General features: G+C 59.6%; 13 protein-coding genes, 1 tRNA gene and 2 pseudogenes. 4 read left to right on the top strand and 12 right to left on the bottom strand.

What is annotated here, in order from left to right:
- Positions 1-31 precede the first annotated feature (31 nt).
- From tnpB to nrdD, 5 genes are all read right to left on the bottom strand, one after another.
- On the bottom strand, positions 32-1,336 hold the full coding sequence (gene tnpB / locus MMB48_RS03340; RefSeq protein ID WP_012577016.1) for an IS607 family element RNA-guided endonuclease TnpB: 1,305 nt from the start codon (positions 1,334-1,336) through the stop codon (positions 32-34).
- On the bottom strand, positions 1,329-1,916 hold the full coding sequence (locus MMB48_RS03335) for an IS607 family transposase (protein WP_012577015.1): 588 nt from the start codon (positions 1,914-1,916) through the stop codon (positions 1,329-1,331). Before MMB48_RS03335 ends, tnpB begins: the two co-directional genes overlap by 8 nt.
- Positions 1,917-2,128: 212 nt before the next feature.
- The gene (locus tag MMB48_RS03330; RefSeq protein ID WP_032744727.1) at positions 2,129-7,243 is read right to left on the bottom strand and encodes an acyl-CoA dehydratase activase-related protein; all 5,115 of its coding nucleotides are present in this window, start codon (positions 7,241-7,243) and stop codon (positions 2,129-2,131) included.
- A 229-nt stretch (positions 7,244-7,472) separates the two neighbouring features.
- Positions 7,473-8,201 (bottom strand): anaerobic ribonucleoside-triphosphate reductase activating protein, encoded by a 729-nt coding sequence (gene nrdG / locus MMB48_RS03325; protein ID WP_168928600.1) that lies wholly within the window; start codon positions 8,199-8,201, stop codon positions 7,473-7,475.
- A 154-nt stretch (positions 8,202-8,355) separates the two neighbouring features.
- The gene (nrdD, locus tag MMB48_RS03320) at positions 8,356-10,764 is read right to left on the bottom strand and encodes an anaerobic ribonucleoside-triphosphate reductase (protein WP_032744728.1); all 2,409 of its coding nucleotides are present in this window, start codon (positions 10,762-10,764) and stop codon (positions 8,356-8,358) included.
- A gap of 465 nt (positions 10,765-11,229) precedes the next feature.
- On the opposite strand from nrdD, the gene xseA reads away from it, so the two are divergent.
- Together xseA and MMB48_RS03310 are read left to right on the top strand one after the other, a co-directional pair.
- Positions 11,230-12,600, top strand: coding sequence for an exodeoxyribonuclease VII large subunit (gene xseA / locus MMB48_RS03315; protein WP_032744729.1), 1,371 nt, complete (start codon positions 11,230-11,232; stop codon positions 12,598-12,600).
- A 49-nt stretch (positions 12,601-12,649) separates the two neighbouring features.
- Positions 12,650-12,952: an exodeoxyribonuclease VII small subunit gene (locus tag MMB48_RS03310; protein ID WP_032744730.1), complete on the top strand. Its 303-nt coding sequence runs from the start codon at positions 12,650-12,652 to the stop codon at positions 12,950-12,952.
- A 19-nt stretch (positions 12,953-12,971) separates the two neighbouring features.
- Here the strand turns inward: MMB48_RS03310 and MMB48_RS03305 are convergent, their stop codons facing one another.
- Positions 12,972-14,144 (bottom strand): hypothetical protein, encoded by a 1,173-nt coding sequence (locus MMB48_RS03305; RefSeq protein WP_032744731.1) that lies wholly within the window; start codon positions 14,142-14,144, stop codon positions 12,972-12,974.
- A gap of 241 nt (positions 14,145-14,385) precedes the next feature.
- On the opposite strand from MMB48_RS03305, the gene MMB48_RS03300 reads away from it, so the two are divergent.
- Positions 14,386-14,910 (top strand): NAD(P)H-dependent oxidoreductase, encoded by a 525-nt coding sequence (locus tag MMB48_RS03300; RefSeq protein ID WP_032744732.1) that lies wholly within the window; start codon positions 14,386-14,388, stop codon positions 14,908-14,910.
- A gap of 143 nt (positions 14,911-15,053) precedes the next feature.
- Here the strand turns inward: MMB48_RS03300 and MMB48_RS03295 are convergent, their stop codons facing one another.
- From MMB48_RS03295 to MMB48_RS03280, 4 genes and pseudogenes are all read right to left on the bottom strand, one after another.
- Complete coding sequence (locus MMB48_RS03295; protein WP_032744733.1) at positions 15,054-16,910, bottom strand: AMP-dependent synthetase/ligase; 1,857 nt, start codon at positions 16,908-16,910, stop codon at positions 15,054-15,056.
- A 205-nt stretch (positions 16,911-17,115) separates the two neighbouring features.
- Positions 17,116-17,544 carry a nucleoside 2-deoxyribosyltransferase gene (locus MMB48_RS03290; RefSeq protein WP_012577006.1) on the bottom strand — a complete coding sequence of 143 codons (429 nt, stop codon included), beginning with the start codon at positions 17,542-17,544 and terminating at the stop codon, positions 17,116-17,118.
- Positions 17,545-17,712: 168 nt separating this feature from the next.
- Positions 17,713-17,943, bottom strand: a pseudogene (locus tag MMB48_RS03285) (GNAT family N-acetyltransferase); the annotation flags it as partial.
- A 140-nt stretch (positions 17,944-18,083) separates the two neighbouring features.
- Positions 18,084-18,156 (bottom strand) — tRNA-Arg (locus tag MMB48_RS03280).
- Between the two features lie 253 nt (positions 18,157-18,409).
- Here MMB48_RS03280 and MMB48_RS03275 point away from each other — a divergent pair.
- The gene (locus tag MMB48_RS03275; protein ID WP_032744735.1) at positions 18,410-19,522 is read left to right on the top strand and encodes an endonuclease/exonuclease/phosphatase family protein; all 1,113 of its coding nucleotides are present in this window, start codon (positions 18,410-18,412) and stop codon (positions 19,520-19,522) included.
- Here the strand turns inward: MMB48_RS03275 and MMB48_RS03270 are convergent.
- Together MMB48_RS03270 and MMB48_RS03265 are read right to left on the bottom strand one after the other, a co-directional pair.
- A pseudogene (locus tag MMB48_RS03270) lies at positions 19,515-19,760 on the bottom strand (Ppx/GppA family phosphatase); the annotation flags it as partial. The gene MMB48_RS03275 and the pseudogene MMB48_RS03270 overlap by 8 nt on opposite strands.
- 177 nt (positions 19,761-19,937) lie before the next feature.
- The gene (locus MMB48_RS03265) at positions 19,938-21,161 is read right to left on the bottom strand and encodes an aminotransferase class I/II-fold pyridoxal phosphate-dependent enzyme (protein WP_050496289.1); all 1,224 of its coding nucleotides are present in this window, start codon (positions 21,159-21,161) and stop codon (positions 19,938-19,940) included.
- Between the last annotated feature and the right edge of the window lie 15 nt (positions 21,162-21,176).

Genomic DNA, 21,176 nt, shown 5'->3' with positions numbered 1-21,176 from the left:
CCGTTGTAGATGACTTTGTTTTAGCTTGTCGCTAGAGCGAAGTCATCTGCATGGCCTCGTTGCCGAGGCCAGCTCCAAGCCTCACACGGCTTACGCCGCCGCTTGGTTCGCGTTTCACAGGATGCCGCGTTGCCCGACGCGATGCGTCAGCCCGTCTTCCGCTTCCTCCACGCGCGTTTAACGTCTCCGGGGCACTCCCGGCGACTTGGATGTTGATGGCCGCGTTCAGATCGCGGTCGATGACAAGCCCGCACTCCTCGCAATGGTAGACACGTTCGGACAGGGACAGTTTGGCTTTCACCGTCCCGCAGTTCGAGCATGTCTTGCTGCTTGGATACCAGCGGTCGATGACGTGGAGCCTCGCGCCGGTGCGTGCGGTCTTGTATTCGAGCTGTCGGCGGAACTCCGCGAACGCGGCGTCCTCTACCGAGCGGGCGAGCCTATGGTTTCTCACCATGCCCGCCACGTTCAAGTCCTCGATGCTGATGTCCGCGTAGGTGCGGGCGAGCATGGTGGTGGTCTTGTCCAGTAGGTCGCGGCGTAGGTCCGCCACGCGGGCGTGCAGACGCGCGACCCTCGTTCTCGCCTCGCGGCGGCGGTTGGAGCCTTTCCGTTTGCGGCTCAGATTCTTCTGTTCCCGCCTCAATCGTCTGAGGTTCGAGTCCAACGCGCGTGGATTGCGGATGATGGTGCCGTCTGACAGTGTGGCGAGCTGTTTCACACCCAAATCGATGCCGACACTACCACCTTTCAGCGGCGTGGGCATCGGACCATCCTTGCGCTCGACGGTCAAACTCGCCATCCAGCGTCCCGCATGCCGGGATACGCTCATGCGCAGCACCTTCGCGCCATCCACCCGCTTGGATACGTTCTCCATGCAATGCACGCGGCCTATCTTCGGGAGCCGCAGCGCATAAGGGTCACAGTCAATGAGACCAAACGAGCCCGTCGTGTACGCGAATCCGGGAACCGCCTTGTCCTTGGATTTGAAACGTGGGAAGCCCATCCTGCGGCCTTTCCGCTGCCCCTTGCGGGACTTGGAGAAGTTCTTCAGCGCGTCGGCCAATGATTCGAGGCCGCTGTTGTACGACTCCTTGCTGTTCTCCGGCCACCACGGCTTGCCGGTCTCCATGCTGACGGCGAGGGCGTCCTTGTTGGCGTTCCACCACCTGCGCAGCGCGTAGTACGACCATTCCGGCTTCTCCTGCCGTTCAAGCATGTCCTTGACGTGCGCCAGTCCCGCGTTGTACGCGAACCGCGCCGCACCGGCATGGGACTCCAAGAGTCGTTCCTGCCGTGGCGTCGGGTCGAGCGCCACCTTGACCGCCTCAAGCATCACGCGCCGCCCTCAACGCCGCGTCCGTCTTATGCTTGGCGGCACGACGCCCGTACAGTCGTGCGCAGAACGAGGTCAGCACCTCGGTCATGTCGCGCACCAAGTCGTCGTCCAGCTCCGTGTCGTCCACCACGATGATTCGGCGTCCCTGCGCCTTCAACGCGCTCTCCACCAGTCCCGCGTTCATGCGGGCGAGCCTGTCCCTGCGCTCCACGATCAGCGTGCCCACGGTCGGGTCGGCCAATAGCCGGTTGAGCTTGCGCCGTTTGTCGTTCATGCCCGAACCGGTCTCCATGACCACCTCGGGGCTCTTGACGCCCATGTTGATGGCGAACGCCTTCAACCGGTCGGCCTGACGTTGCAAATCGTCCTTTTGGTCGGACGAGCTGACACGCGCGTAACACACCGTCCTGCCGTTCGCTGTGGGGGCGGCGGGCTGGTTCTCGTATTTCGGGTCGTGGATGATAATCGTGCCCGTGTTCATGCGCTCGAACGGGACGGGCATACGGTTCTCGCGACACCACTGCCACACCGTCTGCTCGTTGAAGCCCTCACGCCTCGCCCATTCCCTGACACGCATGACTTAATTATATCACACGAAAACAAACTAAAGCAGATAATCAATCTAGCAGGCTATAACCCCTCAGTCGCTGCGCGACAGCTCCCCTCACAGAGGCCGAGCCGTAAAGCGGACAGCCCAGTGGACTGTCCGTAGGCGAGGGTGAGCCGATAGGCGAACCAGCATGTCGCGAGCGAAGCTCGTCCTTAATTGCGGACGAGCCAGAGCATAAATCAGTCCGCGGAGGTGAAGCCCTGCGGCTCGCCGGCCTCGGCGAACTTGGCGTTGTGGGCCTTCTTGGCAGCGGCGATCATCAGCTTGATACGGTTGAGCTGATTGGCCTCGGAGGCACCCGGATCGTAATCGATGGAGACGATGTTGGCTTCCGGATGCAAACGACGAATCTTGCCGAACATGCCACGGCCGGTCACATGGTTGGGCAGGCAGGCGAACGGCTGCGCGCAAATCACATTCGGGCAACCTTGTTCGATAAGCTCCAGAATCTCGGCCGTCAGCAGCCAGCCCTCACCGGCCTGCACGCCGATGGAAGTGACCTCGGCAGCCTTCTTGACCAGTTCGGGCATCGGCTCGTCCTGCTTGAACTTGCCGTGCGAGGTGACCAGTGCGGCCTTGATAGGAGCGTTGTACAGGTCAAGACCCTTGCGCATCAAGGCGTAGAGCGTCTTGTTGCCACCCATGCCGAGGTTCTTCTCGTTCCAGTCGGTGATGTAGGGGCGGGTGGTCATGAATTCCATGATGCCGGGCACTACGGCCTCGCAATCCTGGGATTCGATGACGTCGACCACGTGGTTGTTCGCGTCCGGCTGGTACTTGACGAGGATCTCGCCGACCACGCCGACTCGCACCTTGCGCGGAATATCACGCAGCGGCAGATTGTCGAAGGACTTCACGATCTCCTTGGCCAGCACGTTATACGGCAGATAGCCCTTCTTGATGCTCGGCGTCTTGGCTGCGGTCTTGGAATAGCCGTGATGCTCGATGGTCTCACGCACGATGGCGTCCCACAGCTCGTACAGCTTGTTGGCCGAACCTTTCTCCACCTCATACGGGCGTACGCGGTAGAGGCACTTCATGAGCAAGTCGCCCAGAATCAGCGCCTTGATGGCACGGTGCAGCAGGGGCAGGGTGGCCTTGAAGCCGGGGTTGTCTTCGAGGCCCTGGGTAGAAATGGCGATGACCGGAATCTGCGGGTAACCGGCATCGACCAAGGCCTTGCGGATCAGGCCGAAGTAGTTGGTCGCACGGCACATGCCGCCGGTCTGGGTGATGGCGAGCGCTACATGGTCGGGATCGTATTTGCCTTCCAGAATCGCGTCGATGAGCTGGCCGACGACCATGATGGCCGGGTAGCAGGCGTCATTGTTCACGTATTTGAGGCCGATTTCCACATCGCCACGGCTCGCATGCTTCAGGATGTCGAACTTGTACCCACCGGAACGAATCACCGCTTCGACCAAGGACATATGAATCGGGCTCATCTGAGGGCCAACAATCGTATAGTCCTTCTTCATGTCCTTGACGAACTTCTCACGATGCGCGTATCGGGACATGGTGGCGTTGTTGTGGCCGGACTTCTTGGCATTCTTGGCGTTCGTCACGCCGGTGGTGCCGTCCGAAGTGCCGTTCTTGTTGGCGGCTGCGGCCTGCAGGTCGCGTTCGGCGGCACGCTTGGAGGCCTCGCGCATGGCCTTGGTGAGCTTCGGATTGGCGGCCATGGTGCTGTCGAGCAGAATCTGGCGGCCGGGGGTGGGAGCGGTGGGGCCGGTCTTGCGGAAGCCGGTGGGCTTGGGACCTTGCACGGCCTTCGCAGTGCTGGCCTGAGATGCCTTGACGGCATCGTGTACGGCCTGCGCTTCGGCGTCGACCTTCTTCTGAGCGGCTTCGACGGCGGCCTGAGCCTCGGCAAGCGCGGCCTTGGCAGCTTCCAAATCGGACTCGGCCTTGACCTTGGCTTCCTCGGCGGCGCGTTCGGCGGCGGCCTGCTGGTCTTCCATGGCCTTGGCCGCGGCGGCTTCGCGGGCCTTGTTGGCTTCGCGTTCCTCGACGGCGGCCTTGAGCGAGCGCAGTCGAATCTTGGCGGCACCCAGGTTGGAGACCTCGTCAATCTTCAGCAGCGTGTACACGTCCGCCTTGTCTGCCAGGATTTCGGCCACCTGATCGGTGGTGATGGCGTCAAGGCCACAGCCGAAGGAATTGAGCTGCATAAGTTCGAGGCCCGGGTAGGAGGCCACGAAGTGTGCGGCCGCGTACAGACGGGAGTGGTAGGCCCACTGGTTGGTGACGCGCAACGGCATCTTGGTGACCGTGCGGTCGCCTACATGGCGGAATCTGGCGGCGTTCTTGGAACGCGGGTCGGCTTCGCCTTCCGAGAGGAATTCGGTGAGGTTGAGCTTCTCCCCCGGATGCAGTTCGCAGATGGAATCCTCGGAGAGTACCACCATGCCCAGCGAGCAGATGGTTTCGGGGATGCCGTGGTTGATTTCGGGGTCGATGTGGTAGGGACGGCCGGCGAGCACGATGCCTCGGCAGTTGTGCTCTTTCATATAGGCGAGCGCGGTCAAACCTTCCTGCTGCACGTCATGCTTGAAGACCTTGTCTTCGGCATAGGCGGCCTTGACCGCGGTTTCGGCCTCTTCGCGGGTCACGTTGGCCCACGCAAACTCTTCGACGATGCGGTCAACCATGAGCTCATGGTTGGCGAGGTTGAAGTACGGGTGCATGTAGCGCACGCCGTCCTCACGCAGCTCAGGAACGTTGGCGCCGACGACGAGCGGATAGTTGGCCACAACCGGGCAGTTGTAATGATTGTCCGTGTTGGGCACGAGGTTCTCCTCGTAGCTCACGCACGGGTAGAAGATGGTCTTGATGCCCTTGTTGATCAGCCACTTGATATGGCCGTGCACCAGCTTGGCCGGGTAGCAGATGTTTTCGGAGGCGATGGATTCGATGCCGGTCTCGAACAGCTCGTGGGAGCTGCGGCCGGAGATCATCACCTTGAAGCCCAGCGTGGTGAGCAGTGTGAACCAGAACGGGTAGTTCTCGTACATATTGAGGGCGCGCGGAATGCCGATCTCGCCACGAGTGGCCTTCTTGTCGGTCAAACGGCGGTAGGCGAAGCAACGCTTGTACTTGTAGTCGTACAGGTTCGGACGGTCGGAACGCTTCTTCTTGGCGTCGCCGCCGCGTTCGCAGCGGTTTCCGGTCACGAAGCGCGAGCCGTCGGAGAATGTGGTGATGGTGAGCTTGCAGTGGTTCTGGCACAGCTTGCACACGTCACGCTCGGCGGTCATGCTCATGTTGTCGAGCGCTTCGCCGGTCAGAATGGAGCTGGCGGTGTGAGTCACACCGTCCACGACAACGACATGGGCTTCGGGCTCGGCCGGCTCGGTCTTCTTGAAGGCTGCGGCCTTGGGCTCGGACTTGGGTGCGGGCTCGGCCTCGGACTGTTCCTCGGACCCATCGGCCTTAACCACCACGTCCAAGTGGTCGGCCTCATCCTGATAGTGCATGCGGGCGGTCAGGGCGGCGCCGAACGCGCCCATGAGGCCGGCGATGTTCGGGCGGGTGACCTGACGTTCGGTGAGCAGCTCGAAGGCGCGCAGCACGGCGTCGTTGAGGAACGTACCGCCCTGGACCACCACAGTGTCGCCGAGTTCGCCGGAATCACGCAACTTGATGACCTTGTACAGGGCGTTGCGCACCACGGAATAGCACAGGCCGGCAGCGATGTCCTCGATGGAGGCGCCTTCCTTCTGCGCCTGCTTGACCGAGGAGTTCATGAACACGGTGCAACGCGAACCGAGGTCCACCGGATGGGTGGAAGCCAGAGCCTTTTGCGTGAATTCCTGAATCGTCAGGCCCATGGACATGGCGAAGGTCTGCAGGAACGAGCCGCAGCCGGACGAGCAGGCTTCGTTGACGGCGATCGAGTCGATGACGCCGTCAGTGATGGCCAGATATTTCATATCCTGGCCGCCGATGTCGATGACGGCGGTGACGCCGGGGCTGACCATTTCGGCACCACGATAGTGGGCCATGGTCTCCACCACGCCCTCGTCCAGGTGCAGGCCGGTGGTGATGAGGCCTTCGCCGTAACCGGTGGCGCAGGAGCGTGCGATCCATGCGCCTTCGGGCAGCTCGGATTGGATCTTCTTGACGATGTTGATGGCGGCGGTCAGCGGGCTGCCTTCGTTGTTGGCGTAGCTGGACCAGACGATTTCACGGTCGTCATTGACGAGCGTGGCCTTGATGGTGGTGGAACCGGCGTCGATGCCCAGGAAGTGCGGGCCATGCGCGCCTTCGAGGGTGCCGATGTGGATGTGTTCCTTGTGGTGGCGCTTGTTGAAGTCCTCGCGGTCGGCCTCGGTGGGGAACAGCGGCGGCATGGTGGGCGTGTTGGAGGGCAGGTTCTTCAGCTCGTCCAGACGCTTGAGGATCTCATCGCAGGTGTGGGCCTCGAAATGGTGGCCCTGATCGTCGGAATCCATGTCGGCCTGCAATGCCGAACCGTAGGCCACATACAGGTGGGCGTCGGTCGGCACGATGAACTCGTCGACCTTGCCTTCAAGGGCACGCTGGAAGGCGGCGCGCAGTTCGGACATGAAGAACAGCGGGCCACCGAGGAAGATGACGGTACCGTGGATCGGGCGGCCAGCAGCCAGGCCGGCAATGGTCTGCGTGGCCACTGCGGTGAAGATGGAGGCGGCGAGATCAGGCTTGGCCGCGCCGTCGTTGATCAGCGGCTGCAGATCGGTTTTGGCGAACACGCCGCAACGCGAGGCGATCGGATACAGGTTCTCGTAGCTCTTGGCCATCTCGTTGAGGCCTGCGGCGTCGGTGTCAAGCAGCGTGGACATCTGGTCGATGAACGCGCCGGTGCCGCCTGCGCACGAACCATTCATACGCTGTTCGGGCGTGGGCTTCAGGTAGGTGATTTTGGCGTCCTCGCCGCCGAGCTCGATGATGACGTCGGCCTGCGGGTATTCCTTGTCGATCGCCTCGGTTTCGGCGATGACCTCCTGGATGAAGGGCACATGCAGGTTATCGGCGAGCGCCAAGCCGCCGGAACCGGTGATGGACAGGCGAATCGGCTCGTCGCCTCGACCTAGTTCCACGAGCTCTTTATGAATGTCCACGAGCAGACCGGCAACGGTGGCACGCACATTGGCATGGTGACGTCGGTAATCGGAAAATAGGGTGTCTTTCAGGGAATCGGACTGATCAAGCACCACGGCCTTGACGGTGGTGGAGCCGATATCCAATCCCACACGCAGCGGCTTCAGTTGTGAGGCGGGCGTTGCGCTCGCGTCAGTGACGATGTCAACCATGTGTTCCTCTTAATTCCGACTTCCGGGAGTGCACGCCACGAGGCATCAGAAACCGTTTCGGGACGGCTGGCAGATACCCTGCGGACGGCTTCGACCGGCTACTTCTTCTGGAATATTAGTCCGACTACCTGCCCAACATGGCACGAGGCGAAGTGATTTCGCTCACGGGAAGGCCTTTTCCCCCAACAGTTCCAACGATATTGCTGAGTGCGGCATTCCAGAACTGCTACTACGAGGCCTGTTGGCCTTCGCCGGCTTCGCGGTCTTTCAAATAGATTTCGGGGATATCTCGTTCTTGATCGTGGAGCTTGGCCCAGATGACCGGTTCGCCGGCTTCCAGAGACTTGGGCACATCGAGGATGCGCTGGTTTCTGGAGCCGCGGAATTGCAGCAGCGAGTCCTTCTGGTCTCTGAGGTAGCGGCCGTCGACGAGAATGTCGATGAGATGCAGCAATTCAAGCTTGTCTGGGGTTTCTCCGGGGCGCATGAGTTCTTCCCATGTGTAGCCGGTCCACGACCAGATATCTTTGGTATGACCGAATTCCTGGCGGATACGTTGTGCGAGCGGCACCAGCACGGGAGTGTTGAGGAATGGCTCGCCGCCAAGGAACGTAATGCCTTGCACCCATGGGGCTTTCAGATCTTCGATGATTTTTTCTTCAAGTTTTTGCGTGTATTCGTGGCCGGCTTGGAAATCCCAGATGGAGGCGTTGAAGCAGTCGACGCAGTGGAATGGGCAACCGGAGACGTAGAGAGAGTTGCGCACTCCTTCTCCGTCGGTGACAATGAAGGTTTTGTAGTCGGCGATCATCCGCTTGGACATGCGCCGGCCATCCCATTGACCGGCTTTCGGATCGTTGGCAAGACCGTTGGAGGGTACGGAGGGGCCACGCCCGGTCTCGCCGGCCGCAAAGTCATGGCGCTTGGGTTCGGGCTTGGTCGTATGCAACTCCGGCATGATTCCCTCCTTGCGGAAAGCATTAGCTCCCCTCTTTGAGGGGGAGCTGTCGTCGTAGGCGACTGAGGGGAGCTTCGGAATAGCTCCTCAGACTCCCCCCAGTCAGCTTTGCTGACAGCTCCCCTCAGAGAGGGGAGCCTACTCACGAATAACCCTACTTGGCCTCTTCGAACCACTCGCGAGTGATGCCGTCATCCAGCGTCACACGACCGGTTTCGCCGCTCATGTGCTTGACTCGGTGGGCAATCTCCTCGTGACGGCCATGTACCATCGGGCGCTGGACCGGGCTGCCGAGGTAGCCGCAGGTGCGCTTGGTGACGTTGCACTTGTCCGGGTTGGAGTTACCGCACTCCGGGCACTTGAAGCCTTCCTCGGTCGGCTCGAAGTCGCCCTGGAAGCCGCACACGAAGCAGTGGTCGATCGGGGTGTTGGTGCCCAGGTAGCCGATGCCGATGTTGTAGGCGTAATCCCACACGGCTTCGAGCGCCTTCGGGTTGTCCTGCAGGCACGGGTACTCGCAGTAGTTGATGAAGCCGCCGGAAGCGTAGTACGGGAAGTCCTTCTCGTAGCTGAGCTTCTCCATCGGGGTGGGCTGCAACCACACCGGGTAGTGGAAGGAGTTGGTGTAGAAGTCGTGGTCAGTCACGCCTTCGATACGGCCGAACTTTTCACGGTCCATGCGGTTGAAGCGGTCGGTCAGGGATTCAGCCGGAGTGGAGTACACGGAATAGTGGTAGCCCTCCGCTTTGCTCCACTGCTTGCACAGCTCGTTCATGCGCTTGACGATGGACAGCGCGAACTCCTTGCCTTCCGGATCCCAGCCGTGGTCGCGAATCCAGTTCTTGCCGTAGAAGACCGCGGTGGTCTCGGCAAGGCCGATGTAGCCGAGCGACACGGTGGCACGCTCGTTCTTGAACAGCTGGTCCACGTTGTCGTTGGCACCAAGACGACCAAACGCACCGAAGCGGAACAGGGTCGGGGCGTTGACCGGGGTGGCTTCCTTGCAGCGCATGATGCGGAACTGCAACGCCTGATGGGCCACTTCCATGCGCTCCTCGAACAGCTTCCAGAAGCGAGCCTTGTCACCGTGGGATTCGATGGCGATACGCGGCACGTTGACGGTGACCACGCCGAGGTTCATACGGCCATCTTCTTCATCCTTGCCGGTCTGCGGGTTGATCCAACCCTGCAGGAAGGAGCGGCAACCCATCGGAGCCTTGAAGGAGCCTGTGATCTTGACGATGTTCTCGTAGAACACCACATCCGGGTACATGCGCTTGGTGGCGGACTCGAGGGCGAGCTGCTTCAGATCGTAGTTCGGGTCACCCGGGTCGGCGTTCACGCCGTGCTGCACAGTAAAGACGAGCTTCGGGAAGATAGCGGTGTGGTGTTCCTTGCCGAGGCCGCGAATACGGTTCAGCAGGATTGCGCGCTGCACTTCACGAGAGAACCAGTCGGTGCCGAGACCAAAGCCGACAGTCACGAACGGGGTCTGGCCGTTGGACACACGGTTGGAGTTGATCTGGTATTCCATGGTCTGCATGGCATCATAGATGGCCTTGCGGGTACGAATCTTGGCGAGGATTTCACGCTCCTGCTCAAGTTCGTCAACGTCGGTGTGGAACGGGGTGTCCATCGGCAGCGGTTCGCGGGAACCGAAATGCAGCTTGGCGGGCTCGTTCTTCTTGGCGCTCTCGACCTGACGACGGGCGAATTCAACCGGCATGCCGTCGGGGATGGTCTCACGAGCTTCCTCGAGGAACTTCTCGTAATCCTTCTTGGCATACTGGGCAAGATGCTCGTCGGCACGGTTGGCGGTCTGGCCACCATACTGGCTGGAGGCCACGTCCTTCATGATCTGGGTAATCTGGGTGGCCGCAATGGCGATGGACTTCGGGGAAGCCATCGGAGCGTTGCCAAGAGTGAAGCCATTGGCCAACATGTCCCAGAAGTTCGGCAAGGAGCAGTTGGACTGGGCAGTGAACGGCGAGTAGTCGGCATCGTGGAAGTGAATGTCGCCCTTCATGTGGGCGTTGGACACCGCCGGCGGCAGCATGTTGAACGCGGCGGCCTTGGACACGGCACCGGCCAGCAGATCACGCTGGGTGGAGTAGACGTTGGAATCCTTGTTCGCGTTCTCGTGAATCAGGGTCGGGTCGTGGTTGATGAAGCGGGAAACGGCCTCGTTGACATCAGTGGCCTTGGCACGCTGAATGTCTTTGTCGAGACGGTAGTTGGTGTAGGCGCGAGCCACATCGTACAGGTGGGCGTCAATGAGGGCGTGCTCCACGAGGTTCTGGATGTCCTCGATCTTGGCGGGGCCGGCGTAACGCCCCTTGATTTCGCCTTCGACTTGGTTGGCGAAACCACGGATCATGGCATCTTCTTCGGGGCCGACTTCCTTGTTCAGGTCACCGAAAGCAGACTTGACCGCAGAGATGATGTTGATGGGGTCGAAGTCGACCACACGACCATCACGCTTCTCAACGAGCACGGTGGAGGCCTTGGCGGCCACCTTGGTCTCGTTATCGGTGACGATTTCCTCCAACACCTGTGCGCCCATCGGGCACCCCTTTCCTATAAGGCGAACACTCTCCTGAGTTCCGCATTTTGGCCGCACTCGACGTGGGCCACACGAAATTACATTGATGTCGTTTTTTGAACCTCTAGAAGAATACGGCATCCCCACCACTATATCTAGTACTCAACAGTGGTGTGTCGAACTATTTATAGGGTTTTCGGCTATTTTCCGCCAAAACCACAAGTGTGTGATTAGCGTAACTGTTTTCTGCTCGCGTGTCGCACAGCGAGCTCACTGACGACTCTCAATCGTCAGCGCAACGCATATCTCACTCCTCTTCATAGCACCCGTTTCTTCGCCATAATGAATCCTTTCTTCTGATGCACCAGACCATCTCCATCATCGGCTGATACATCGCTTCGTACGGTTCTCGCATTCATCATCACACCGTTTTCAGGCGACGGTAAATATTTACCGTCATCAACCAACGCACTTATAGTGGAGTGCATGACTACTGCAATGGGCTATTCAGCTACCGGCCGTCCACCGACCGCCGCTTCACTGGCCTCGGCTGGCTTTGAGCCGGGTCAAGGCACTTTCGCGCCTGATCAGGGCACCATCAATCTGCCGAATGAGCCTCGCCCTATCGATCAGCTGCCTGCACGCGCCGCTGAAACCAGCGCGCAAAATCCGTGGCCGGTAAGTGTGCTGAGCCAGAAGTTCTACGGTGCCGTGGAACGATGGCCGTCCGCGTGGGTCACCGGCCAGATCACGCAGATCAATACCCGTCGCGCCGGCTCGGCCTACATCACGCTGCGCGACGACTTCGAGGATATCGCCATGGAAGTCAATGGCTTCGGCAGGTTCGCGGCCGCGGCCAGCCAGTTCGTTCAGGGCGACCGCGTGGTGATTCATGGCAGACCGAACCTGTGGATGAAGCGTACTTCGCTGTCGTTGCGCGGGGACACGATTCTCAAGGTCGGAGCCGGTGGCAGCCTCAAGGCCATGATCGACGAATTGCGCAAGCAGCTTAAGGGCGAGGGCCTGTTCGATGCCGATCACAAACTGCCTCTCCCGGAGTTTCCGAAGACTATTGGCCTGATTTGCGCACCTCAGGCACGTGCGGAAGGCGATGTGATCACCAATGTGAACCTTCGTTGGCCTTCCGTAACCTTCAAGGTGGTTCATGTGCATGTTCAGGGCGAGCAATGCCCGGCCGAAGTGGTTCAGGCCATTGCACAACTCGATGCCGACCCGAGCGTGGATGTGATCATCGTGGCCCGTGGCGGCGGCTCGTTTGAGGATCTCATCGGTTTCTCGGATGAGCGTGTGGTTCGTGCGGCGTATGCCTGCACCACACCATTAATCTCCTCCATCGGGCATGAGGATGACTGGACGTTGCTGGATCTGGTCGCCGATCTTAGAGCCTCCACCCCCACCGATGCGGCCAAGCGCGTGGTGCCGGATGTGCGTGAGCAGTCACAGCTCATCGAAGGTGCCATCGACCGTATGCGACTGCGGGTCCGTTCGCGCGTGGAGAACGAGATTCGACTTATCGAGGGATATGCGAACCGGCCAAGCCTGACCCAACCGCATACCATGCTCGAACCGCATCAGCGGCTAATCGACGATTCCCTGCAGCGGCTTGACATCGGCCTGCGACGCATCGTGGACGATGCCCAGCTCACCGTCGAGCGAGCTCACGCCTCACTGACCGCACTCAGCCCGCAATCCACATTGAACCGAGGCTATGCGGTGGTGCAGTCCTCCGATGGCCACGTACTAGACGATGCTTCGCAGGTAAGCCCTGGGGATGACATCACCGTCACCTTGAAGAAGGGTGTCATTACCGCAACCACCACATCCGCAACCGCGTGACACGCCATACGCAGCCACGCATATATACCGTATATATAAGGAGAACATCATGACCGAAAACGCCACATCCACCGACAAAAACACCCCCGCCTCGTCCCTGGCGGACAAGGAACGCGAGCTCATCGCCCAGATGCCATATGAAGAGGCGCGCGACAAGCTGATTCAGGCTGTCCAGGCACTGGAAACCGGCGGCCTCAATCTTGACCAGTCGATGCGTCAATGGGAAATCGGCGAAGCCTTGGCCAAGCGCGCCCAGGGTCTGCTCAACGACGTCCGCGCCAAGCTCGACCAAGCACAAGCCGAGCAAGCCGCCAACGAAGCCACCGCAGGCACGCAGTCCAACCTCGACTGAGTTGCCTCCCGCATCGGCATCATCGTGCAAGCTTGCGGATGATGCCGATGCGCTCCTGCATGGCGGAGCAGATGGCGTCAATCACATCAGCGGACAGCCGGCGGTTGGTGGCGAGCTGTGCCCGTATCAGTTCAGGCACCTCGTCGAGCATCCCCAAATCATAACGGTCCCAATCGTCGATAAGTCCCAACTGCCAGTAGGCGTTGTCCGCATCGCCGTAGTCGTCGAGCCAGAACGGCTTCGCCGGGTAGTCTTCGTTGGTGATGGCTTCGGGGTCCATGCCGTTCCACAGGCTGGTGCCGCTGTCAAAAATCGGGGCCGGGCGAATCTCGAATGATTCGACGTCACGGATGAGACCGAAGTTGTTGTAATGCCGGTCGGTGTTGCGCAGAAGAAAATCAAGGAACAGAAAATCGTTGGTCGCCGCATTTGCCGTATCACGACTTACGCCGAGTTGCTGACATGCGTCCAGCCATATCATCTTGCGTTCGGTGTTGTCGCCGCGTCGGAAGATGCGCATAATCTGCCCTGCGGGAATCAGCTCTTGCGTGTCTTCGAGCATTTCATCGCAGACGGAGACCCGGATGCCCTTGGCGCGGCCGATGCGGTATTCGACATGGTCGATGCCGAACAGTCGTGCCGTCTGCCAGGCGATGCGCTCGTTGTCCGGCTCCTGACCGGTGCGTCCTCCCTTGATCAGGCTGCGGACGCCATCGGGACCGATAATCCAACGTTTCGGCAGGTCACCGGCACTGGTGACATCCGGGGTGTTCACGTTGCCGATGCGCGACGAATTACCGAAGAATAAGGCCTGCCCAAGTCGTTCGTCAAAATCGTTGTGGAAGAAGTTCAGTTTTTCCCACGTCAGATCGGGCCGGTCGAGAGGCCGCACCCAATACTGGTCCGACAGGCTGAGTCCCAAGGAACGGTCCAGCAGATCATTCGTCGAGGAGATACCCGAACCGGCAAATACGGAACGCATGCCGTCACGGGTCATGGGAATGCCGCGAGAACGCCACCACCCGGTAATCGACTCACCGGTGGGCTCAGGTTTGCCGTCCACATACATGCCGACCGGGATTCGGGACTCGTCGTAGATCTCCCCTGCCCTCAGGGCGTATCCGCCGCGTTCGAAATACTCGAACTCCATTACCGGATGGGTACGGCACATCAGCATGCGGTTCATGGTCATGTGCGCCTCCCGTTATTCAGTCCACCGACGATATCCGCGTCATATCCCATCCTATCCGCTTTAGGACTCGTATATGCGGCCCACTGAAGCTTCAGCGCCAAATCATCAGTCAGCACCCTTTCCCGCAATCCGCGGCATCCCGCGGCTCGCACCTGAGTCCAGACTGGACTGAGTTCTGCTTCCCGGCATACGATAGTGGTGATTAGGCCACATTGGCAGCAGTTTATAGAAGGGAAATCCCATGTCAACGTTGATTCTTGTATTCCATCCGCACCTGAAGGACGGCTCGCGAGTGAACGCCCGCCTGCTTGCCGAACTCGCCGCACAAGGCGAGGACGACATCATCGTGCGCGACGAATACGCCGAATACCCGAACTTCTCCGTCAACGCCGACACGGAGCACGAGCTGCTGGAGACCGCCGACCGCGTAATCCTTCAGTTCCCGTTCTACTGGTACTCCTCCCCCGCGCTACTCAAGGAATGGGAAGACGAGGTCATCACCGCAGGCTGGGCCTACGGTGGAGGCCACGCACTCAAGGGCAAGGAGCTCAAGCTGGTGGTCACCACTGGTTCCGACGCCTCCAAGTACCGCAAGGATGGCGAGTACAACCACACCATGGAGGAGCTGCTAAGCCCATTCGCAGTCGTGGCCTACAAGGTAGGCATGAACTATGCCGAACCATTCCTGGTGCAGGGCACCGCCACCATCAGCGATGCGGAGCTGGATCAGGCCGCTGCTGATTATGTTTCGGCGATTTTGGACTGAATAAGCTGAGGCCGGGTGCAAGTCGCACCCGGCCCTGTTGTTTTTTCGCGGGCAAGCCGCGGGGTCTCTCCCTCAGTCAGCTTCGCTGACAGCTCCCTCGTCAGAGAGAGCTTATTTTTTTTTGGATCAGAGGGAGTTGATGGTTACTTCTTCAGCGGGACGTAGATCACGTTGTCAATGAGCTCTTGGTAGTGCTTGACGATTTGCGCGCGGCGGGTCTTCAGGCTCGGGGTCAGCATGCCGTTGGCCTCGGTGAATTCATCGGGCAGAATCTCGAACTTACGAATCGACTCGGCGCGGGAAACGCCCTCGTTGGCGGCGTTCACCGCACGCTCCACCTCAGCGTGAACGATGGCGTTCTTGGCAAGCGAGGCCAGATCGGGTTCCGGCTTGGCACCCTGGGATTCCAGCCAATTGTTGGCATCTGCCAGATCCAGCGTAACCAGAGCGGCCACGAACGGCTTCTTATCACCAATAACCAAGCACTGGTTGACCACAGGCGAGGTCATCACGGAAGCCTCAAGCAGACCCGGCGACACATTCTTGCCACCAGCGGTGATGATGAGGTCTTTCTTACGGCCGGTGATGGAGATGAAGCCATCTTCGGAGATATCGCCCAGATCGCCGGTGTGCAGCCAGCCATCAGTGATCTGCTGGGTAGTGACCTCAGGGTTGTTGTGGTAGCCCTTGCACACCAGCGGTCCTTTGACCACCAGCTCGCCGTCCTCGGCGATGCCCGCAGTGATACCGCACATCGGCATGCCGATGGTGCCGATGCGGTTGTCTTCCGGCAAGCTCACACACACCGGGCCGCAGGTTTCGGTCATGCCATAGCCCTCAAGCACCGGCATGCCGATGCCGTTGAAGAAGTGGGAAAGCTCGGAGTCCATCGGAGCGCCGCCGGTAATGGCGAAGTCGGCGTTCGGACCGAAAATTGTGCGAATCTTCTTGTACACCACCTGCTCGTAGAAGGCGTGGGCGATACGTCCGGCAATCGGCAACTGCTCACCCTTCTGCTCGGCCTTGGACCATTCGCGCGCGTTTTCGGCGGCGCGCATGAACATCTTGCCAGCGAATCCGGTGCCGGCGCGCTGGGAGGCGGCGTTGTAGACCTTCTCGTACACGCGCGGCACGGCAAGCAGCAGCGTGGGGCCGAAGGTTTCGAAGTCCTTGACCATCGTCTTCATATTGGAGCTCAAGGCCAGCGAAATCGTGCCGCCGAAGCTGAAGAATTCCATGAATCGGGCGAACACGTGGCTCAACGGCAGGAACAGCAGCAGGCGGCGGTTAGGCCATGCGCCGGCGCGCGGCATGTACTGCAGCGCGGAAAACACCAGGAAGGCGAAGTTGCGGTGGGTCAGTTCCACGCCCTTCGGGGTGCCTGTAGAGCCGGATGTGTAGACGATGGTGGCGCGGTCGTCGCCGTGGGAGGCTTCCTTGTATTCCCAGAATTCGGCATCGGTGATGCTTTCGCCATAGGTCTTGATGGCGTTCAGGCCGCCTGCTTCGATGACGAACACGTTGCGCAGGGTGGGTACCTCGCTGCGCACGGATTCGATCTTGTCGCGCTGTCCGTCATCTTCGGCGATGGCGAGCGTGACTTTGGAATCGTTGAAGATCCAGCTGACCTGGCTGGCGGAGTTGGTCTCGTACACCGGCACGGTGACCGCGCCGATGGACATGATCGCCACGTCCAGCGCCGTCCATTCCCAACGTGTGCGTGAGACGATAGCGACTGAATCGCCCTTATTGACGCCAAGTCCGATCAGGCCCTTGGCCAGATCGATGACCATGTCACGGAATACTTGGGCACTGTACGGGTGCCAAGTGCCATCATCGCCCTTGTATTCGATCATGGCACCTTCGGGATCGCGCTTGGCGCGGTTATCGAGCAGATCGAACAGGTTGACGTCGCTGTCAATCGGTTCCTTGACGGGATTGGTGAACTGCTTGACGATACGAGTATCGTTTATGGCCTTATCAGCGATGTTTTCAGTCATACCCCCCATGTAACTCCACGGATGCTACAAAACACGCGCGAAACAACGGATTGTCCAGACCAAATGGCCCCGGCAATCCGTCTAGTTTTCCCACGACTCCATTATGCCGCTTGTTGGAATATCCCTATACCACTGCGGCGTTCTCGTACATGACAATGTACGAGAACGCCGCCAACCCTGCTTGCAGAGAACCTGTTAGAGCTGTTTAGAACTGAATGTAATCGACTTCCGTATGTTCGCCGGTTTCCAAGTATTTCGCCACATCATCAGGACCGGCGAAAACCAGTTCGACCGATTGCGCAATCATCAGATTGACACGATCCATTGGCGTAAGGTTCTCGAAATAGCCGTACACCGGGATTCCCAGCGCATGCGCATATCCGATTTCGAACATCGTGCCTGGGTCCTCGTCCATAAGATTGGCGACCACGGCCTTAGCAGCATTAATGCCACGGATATCGTCCGCAAAGCATCCTTCAGGCCCTGCTTCTTCGATCTGGCTGGCAAACCGCGGCTTGAACAGTACCTTGCCATGGTCTTCCAGTATCTTTTCCAAACGTTCCATACTTGCCGTCTGTTCAGGATCGAAGAACGGACCGGCCACATAGAAGTCATACTGCTTATCTTCACTCATGGTTTCTAGTCATAGCGCAGACGCGTCGAACACCAGCCGTTATTTTCACTTTATGGACAAGGGGTCGTATTGTGAATATTACTACGGGATAACCGTCAATGACTACGTACGTTGCTCCCCTAATTGACGCACTCCGTCACTTTCGCTCCCGCCCGCACTGCCAGCCTGTCAGCCGCGATTGACAATTTGCATGGCGCGGCCATCGTCCATCAGATGGAAGCCATGCTTCTGGTAGAACGGCGCGTTTTTGCTTTCCTCAGGCATGACTTCCAGTAAGAAATAGTCGCGATACTTAGCCTTGACCAGTTCCACGAGATGGCTGCCGATATGCTGCCCGTGATATGCCGGATCTACCAACACCCAATGCACATTGGCCACCATTTCGGTATCGTCGAGCACGTCTCATGGGCCTCTACGATAACCGTGAACTCTCGCATGGCTTCGCGCAGTTTCGCATGACGGGATGATGGTGCACCTATACGTTGCGCCTCATCACCGATAGATAGAGATTGAGGTACCGCCACACTTCCAAAGACAAGTGCCCGAGATCGGATTCGAACCGACGACACCCGCTTTAGGAGAGCGGTGCTCTATCCACTGAGCTACTCGGGCAACGACGTTTCATTGTACACGGCCGCACGCCCAGTCGCATCATGTTCGCGTGGCAGCCTGCGTAAGCCGCATGGCAGTCTATGCAAGCCACCTGACAGAACCCGGCACCAAGGCATGGCCGGTTTTCGTGCCGGTTTGGTGCGAACTGCTCTTGCGCATGGCGAAAAGACACCGAAAGACAAGCCGCACACGGTACAGTGGCAAATCGCACGAAAAGCAAGGTAACGACAGGCGAGCCAAAAGAAAGGGCAGTATGGCAAAGGCACGGAGCACGACCACAGGCGCAAGCGTACGAGCCCGCGCTACTTCCAAGCCACGCTCTGCCAAAGCCACGGCGCGCCCAGTATCCAAGTCCGCAGTAAGGCCACGTAAACGGCACCATCTGCTTGGTTTTCTTGCCGCGATATTCGCCCTTCTTGCCCTTGCCGGTACTGCCGCCCGCGCGCTACCTGCCGATTTGCAGGAACTGCCGTTTGTGCCGATTGTGGTATCGGCAACGCCCTGGTTCATGTTGCTTGGTTTGATCGCCCTACTGTTGGCCATCGTGTCGCGACGTATCCTTGCCGCATTGATCGCCGCTGCCACAATCGCATGCAATGGCTATTGGCAGTATCCGTTCTTCTACTCAGCCGATCCGCTTTCCCAAGCCGCGCAGAACGCCGTGGCCGTAGCCTCCCCCAACACCAGCGACGCCTATGCGCGCGTCATGACCTTCAATGTGTACAAGGGGCAGGCCGATCCGCAAGCCATCGTCGAGCTGGTCCGCGATCAGCGCGTCGAAGTGCTTGCTTTGCAGGAGACCACCGAGGATTTCGTCAAAAAACTCAACGAGGCTGGTATTGAGCACTATCTGCCGTATGCGCAGGTCTCATCGTCTGACGGCGTATTCGGTAACGGCCTCTGGTCGGCCACGCCACTTGCCGATCCGGCCGACGATGACGTGAATTCCAGCGCCTCATTCATGCCCGGCGGCACGGTGGATATGGGTGGCCAGCAGATTCGATTCATATCCGTGCACACCACTGCACCTGTACCGGGCTATTGGCGGCAGTGGAAGCGATCGCTGGATGAGTTGGGTCTGATGCGCGGGCATACGGATACACGGTATATTTTCATGGGCGATTTCAACGCCACTTACGATCACACACCATTCCGTGATTTTCTTGGCGACCGGTTCGTGGATGCCGCACGTGAATCCGGACATGGGTTTACGTTCTCATGGCCCACGAACCGTGCGACTGTGCCAATGTTCGCCGGTATTGACCACGTGGTGCTTGATCAGGGCATGAAGGCCGGGCAATGCAAGGTGGTCAAAGTCGAGGGCTCCGATCATGCGGCGTTGTTGGTGACTGTGGCGGTTGGGTGATTTCGTATTCCTCGGCCAACCGCATGCACTGGGACACGGCTTCCAGAATCGCCTCGATGCCGGACTTCTTGATTGAGCCGTCGTCCTTTAAATACTTCATCAGGCGCACTGTGGATTTGGTGCTGGCCTCGGGGTCAGGGCGAGCGCCGGGGGCGGCGTCGACGATAAGCATGTGGATAGTGTTCGAACCGATATCAAGCACACCAAGTCGCGTGGTGTGCGAACGCAGATTGACCATAATCCCTATTCCTGACCTTACCTAACCCGTGATGGCCGAACAACGGGACGACCATCGCAATCAGCCAGCCGTGCGCCACCATGGCGAGTCATTCGGCCGGCAACCAACACCGCGAGGCCAGCCGGACATCACACAAACTCGACTACTGTACAACAATCACACCGGCTGCCGCACGGTTCACAGCGATTCGACGAACGTTCCGAGACGTTCCAGCCCCTCGGTCAGGGCCTCACGTGAGGCGGCATAGCTCAGGCGCACATGCGTATCCGCCGTGGCCGCACCGAAGTCGCGGCCAGGAGTCAGAGCCACATGGGCTTCATCCAGCACACGTTCGCAGAACGTCCAGGCATCCAGACCAGTGCGGGAGATGTTGAAGTAGGCGTAGAACGCGCCATTCGGCTCGACTTCAACCGGCAAACCGATGCGCTTGAGCCCGTCAATCACAATGCAGCGACGGGCCAGCAATTCCTGACGACGAGCTTCGCATTCCGCCAAGCTTTCCGGCATGAAGCAGGCGAGCGCCGCATGTTGCGTGGGCGTGTGGGCGCACAGGTAGTAGTTGGTGGCCAGATCGTCAACCGCTTCCAGCACGGTGGGGTCGTCCGGCAGAATCGCCCAGCCGAGGCGCCATCCGGTCATGCCGAAGAACTTGGAGAAGCTGTTGCATACGATGGCATCGGGGTCGCAGGCCAGTACGGATTTGACTTCGGTGCCGTCCGGCTCACGGTCTGCCAAATCGAGGTAGGTTTCGTCCACGATGCGCCATGCGCCGCGGCTGGCGGCCAGCTTGCACACCTCGTCCAATACGGTGAAATCGATGGTGGTGCCGGTGGGGTTGGACGGCGACGTGATCATCACGGCCTTGGTCTTGCTCGTCCAGTACTGGCTGCACAGGTCGGCGGTCAGGTGGAAGCGGGTGGCGGCCGAGGTCGGCACGTCGATGACCCGGCCTTCAAAGGAGCGCACGAGTTCGCGATTGCACGGGTAGGAGGGGTCGGCCACAATCACATCGTCACCGGGGTCCACGGTCAGCGCGGTGGCCAACAGCAGGGCGGCCGAACCGCCGGCTGTTACACAAATGCGCTTGGGGTCAATGTCAAGGTCGTGACGTTCATGGTAGAAGTCGGCGATGGCTTGGCGCAGTTCAGGTAGGCCCATGGCGGCGGTGTACGGCAGGGCCCGGCCGTCGTACTGTTCGCGCATGGCGTCGCGTACGGCGGGCGGCGCGCCGAAATCGGGCTCGCCAAGGCTTAATTTGATGACGCTGATACCTTGGGCGATCATCTTGTCTGCTTGTTCGCCGAATACCATGGCACGGAAGGGATTGGCCTCACGCGCACGGCGGGACATGACTGGAGACGCGGCCGGAGATTGGGGCTGCTGCGCTGCTTCGTTTTCCATATTTCGGTTCTATCC

The organism is Bifidobacterium sp. FKU, assembly GCF_026016385.1.
Taxonomy (GTDB): Bacteria; Actinomycetota; Actinomycetes; order Actinomycetales; family Bifidobacteriaceae; genus Bifidobacterium; species Bifidobacterium infantis.
This window is presented reverse-complemented; position numbering and strand designations above follow the sequence as displayed.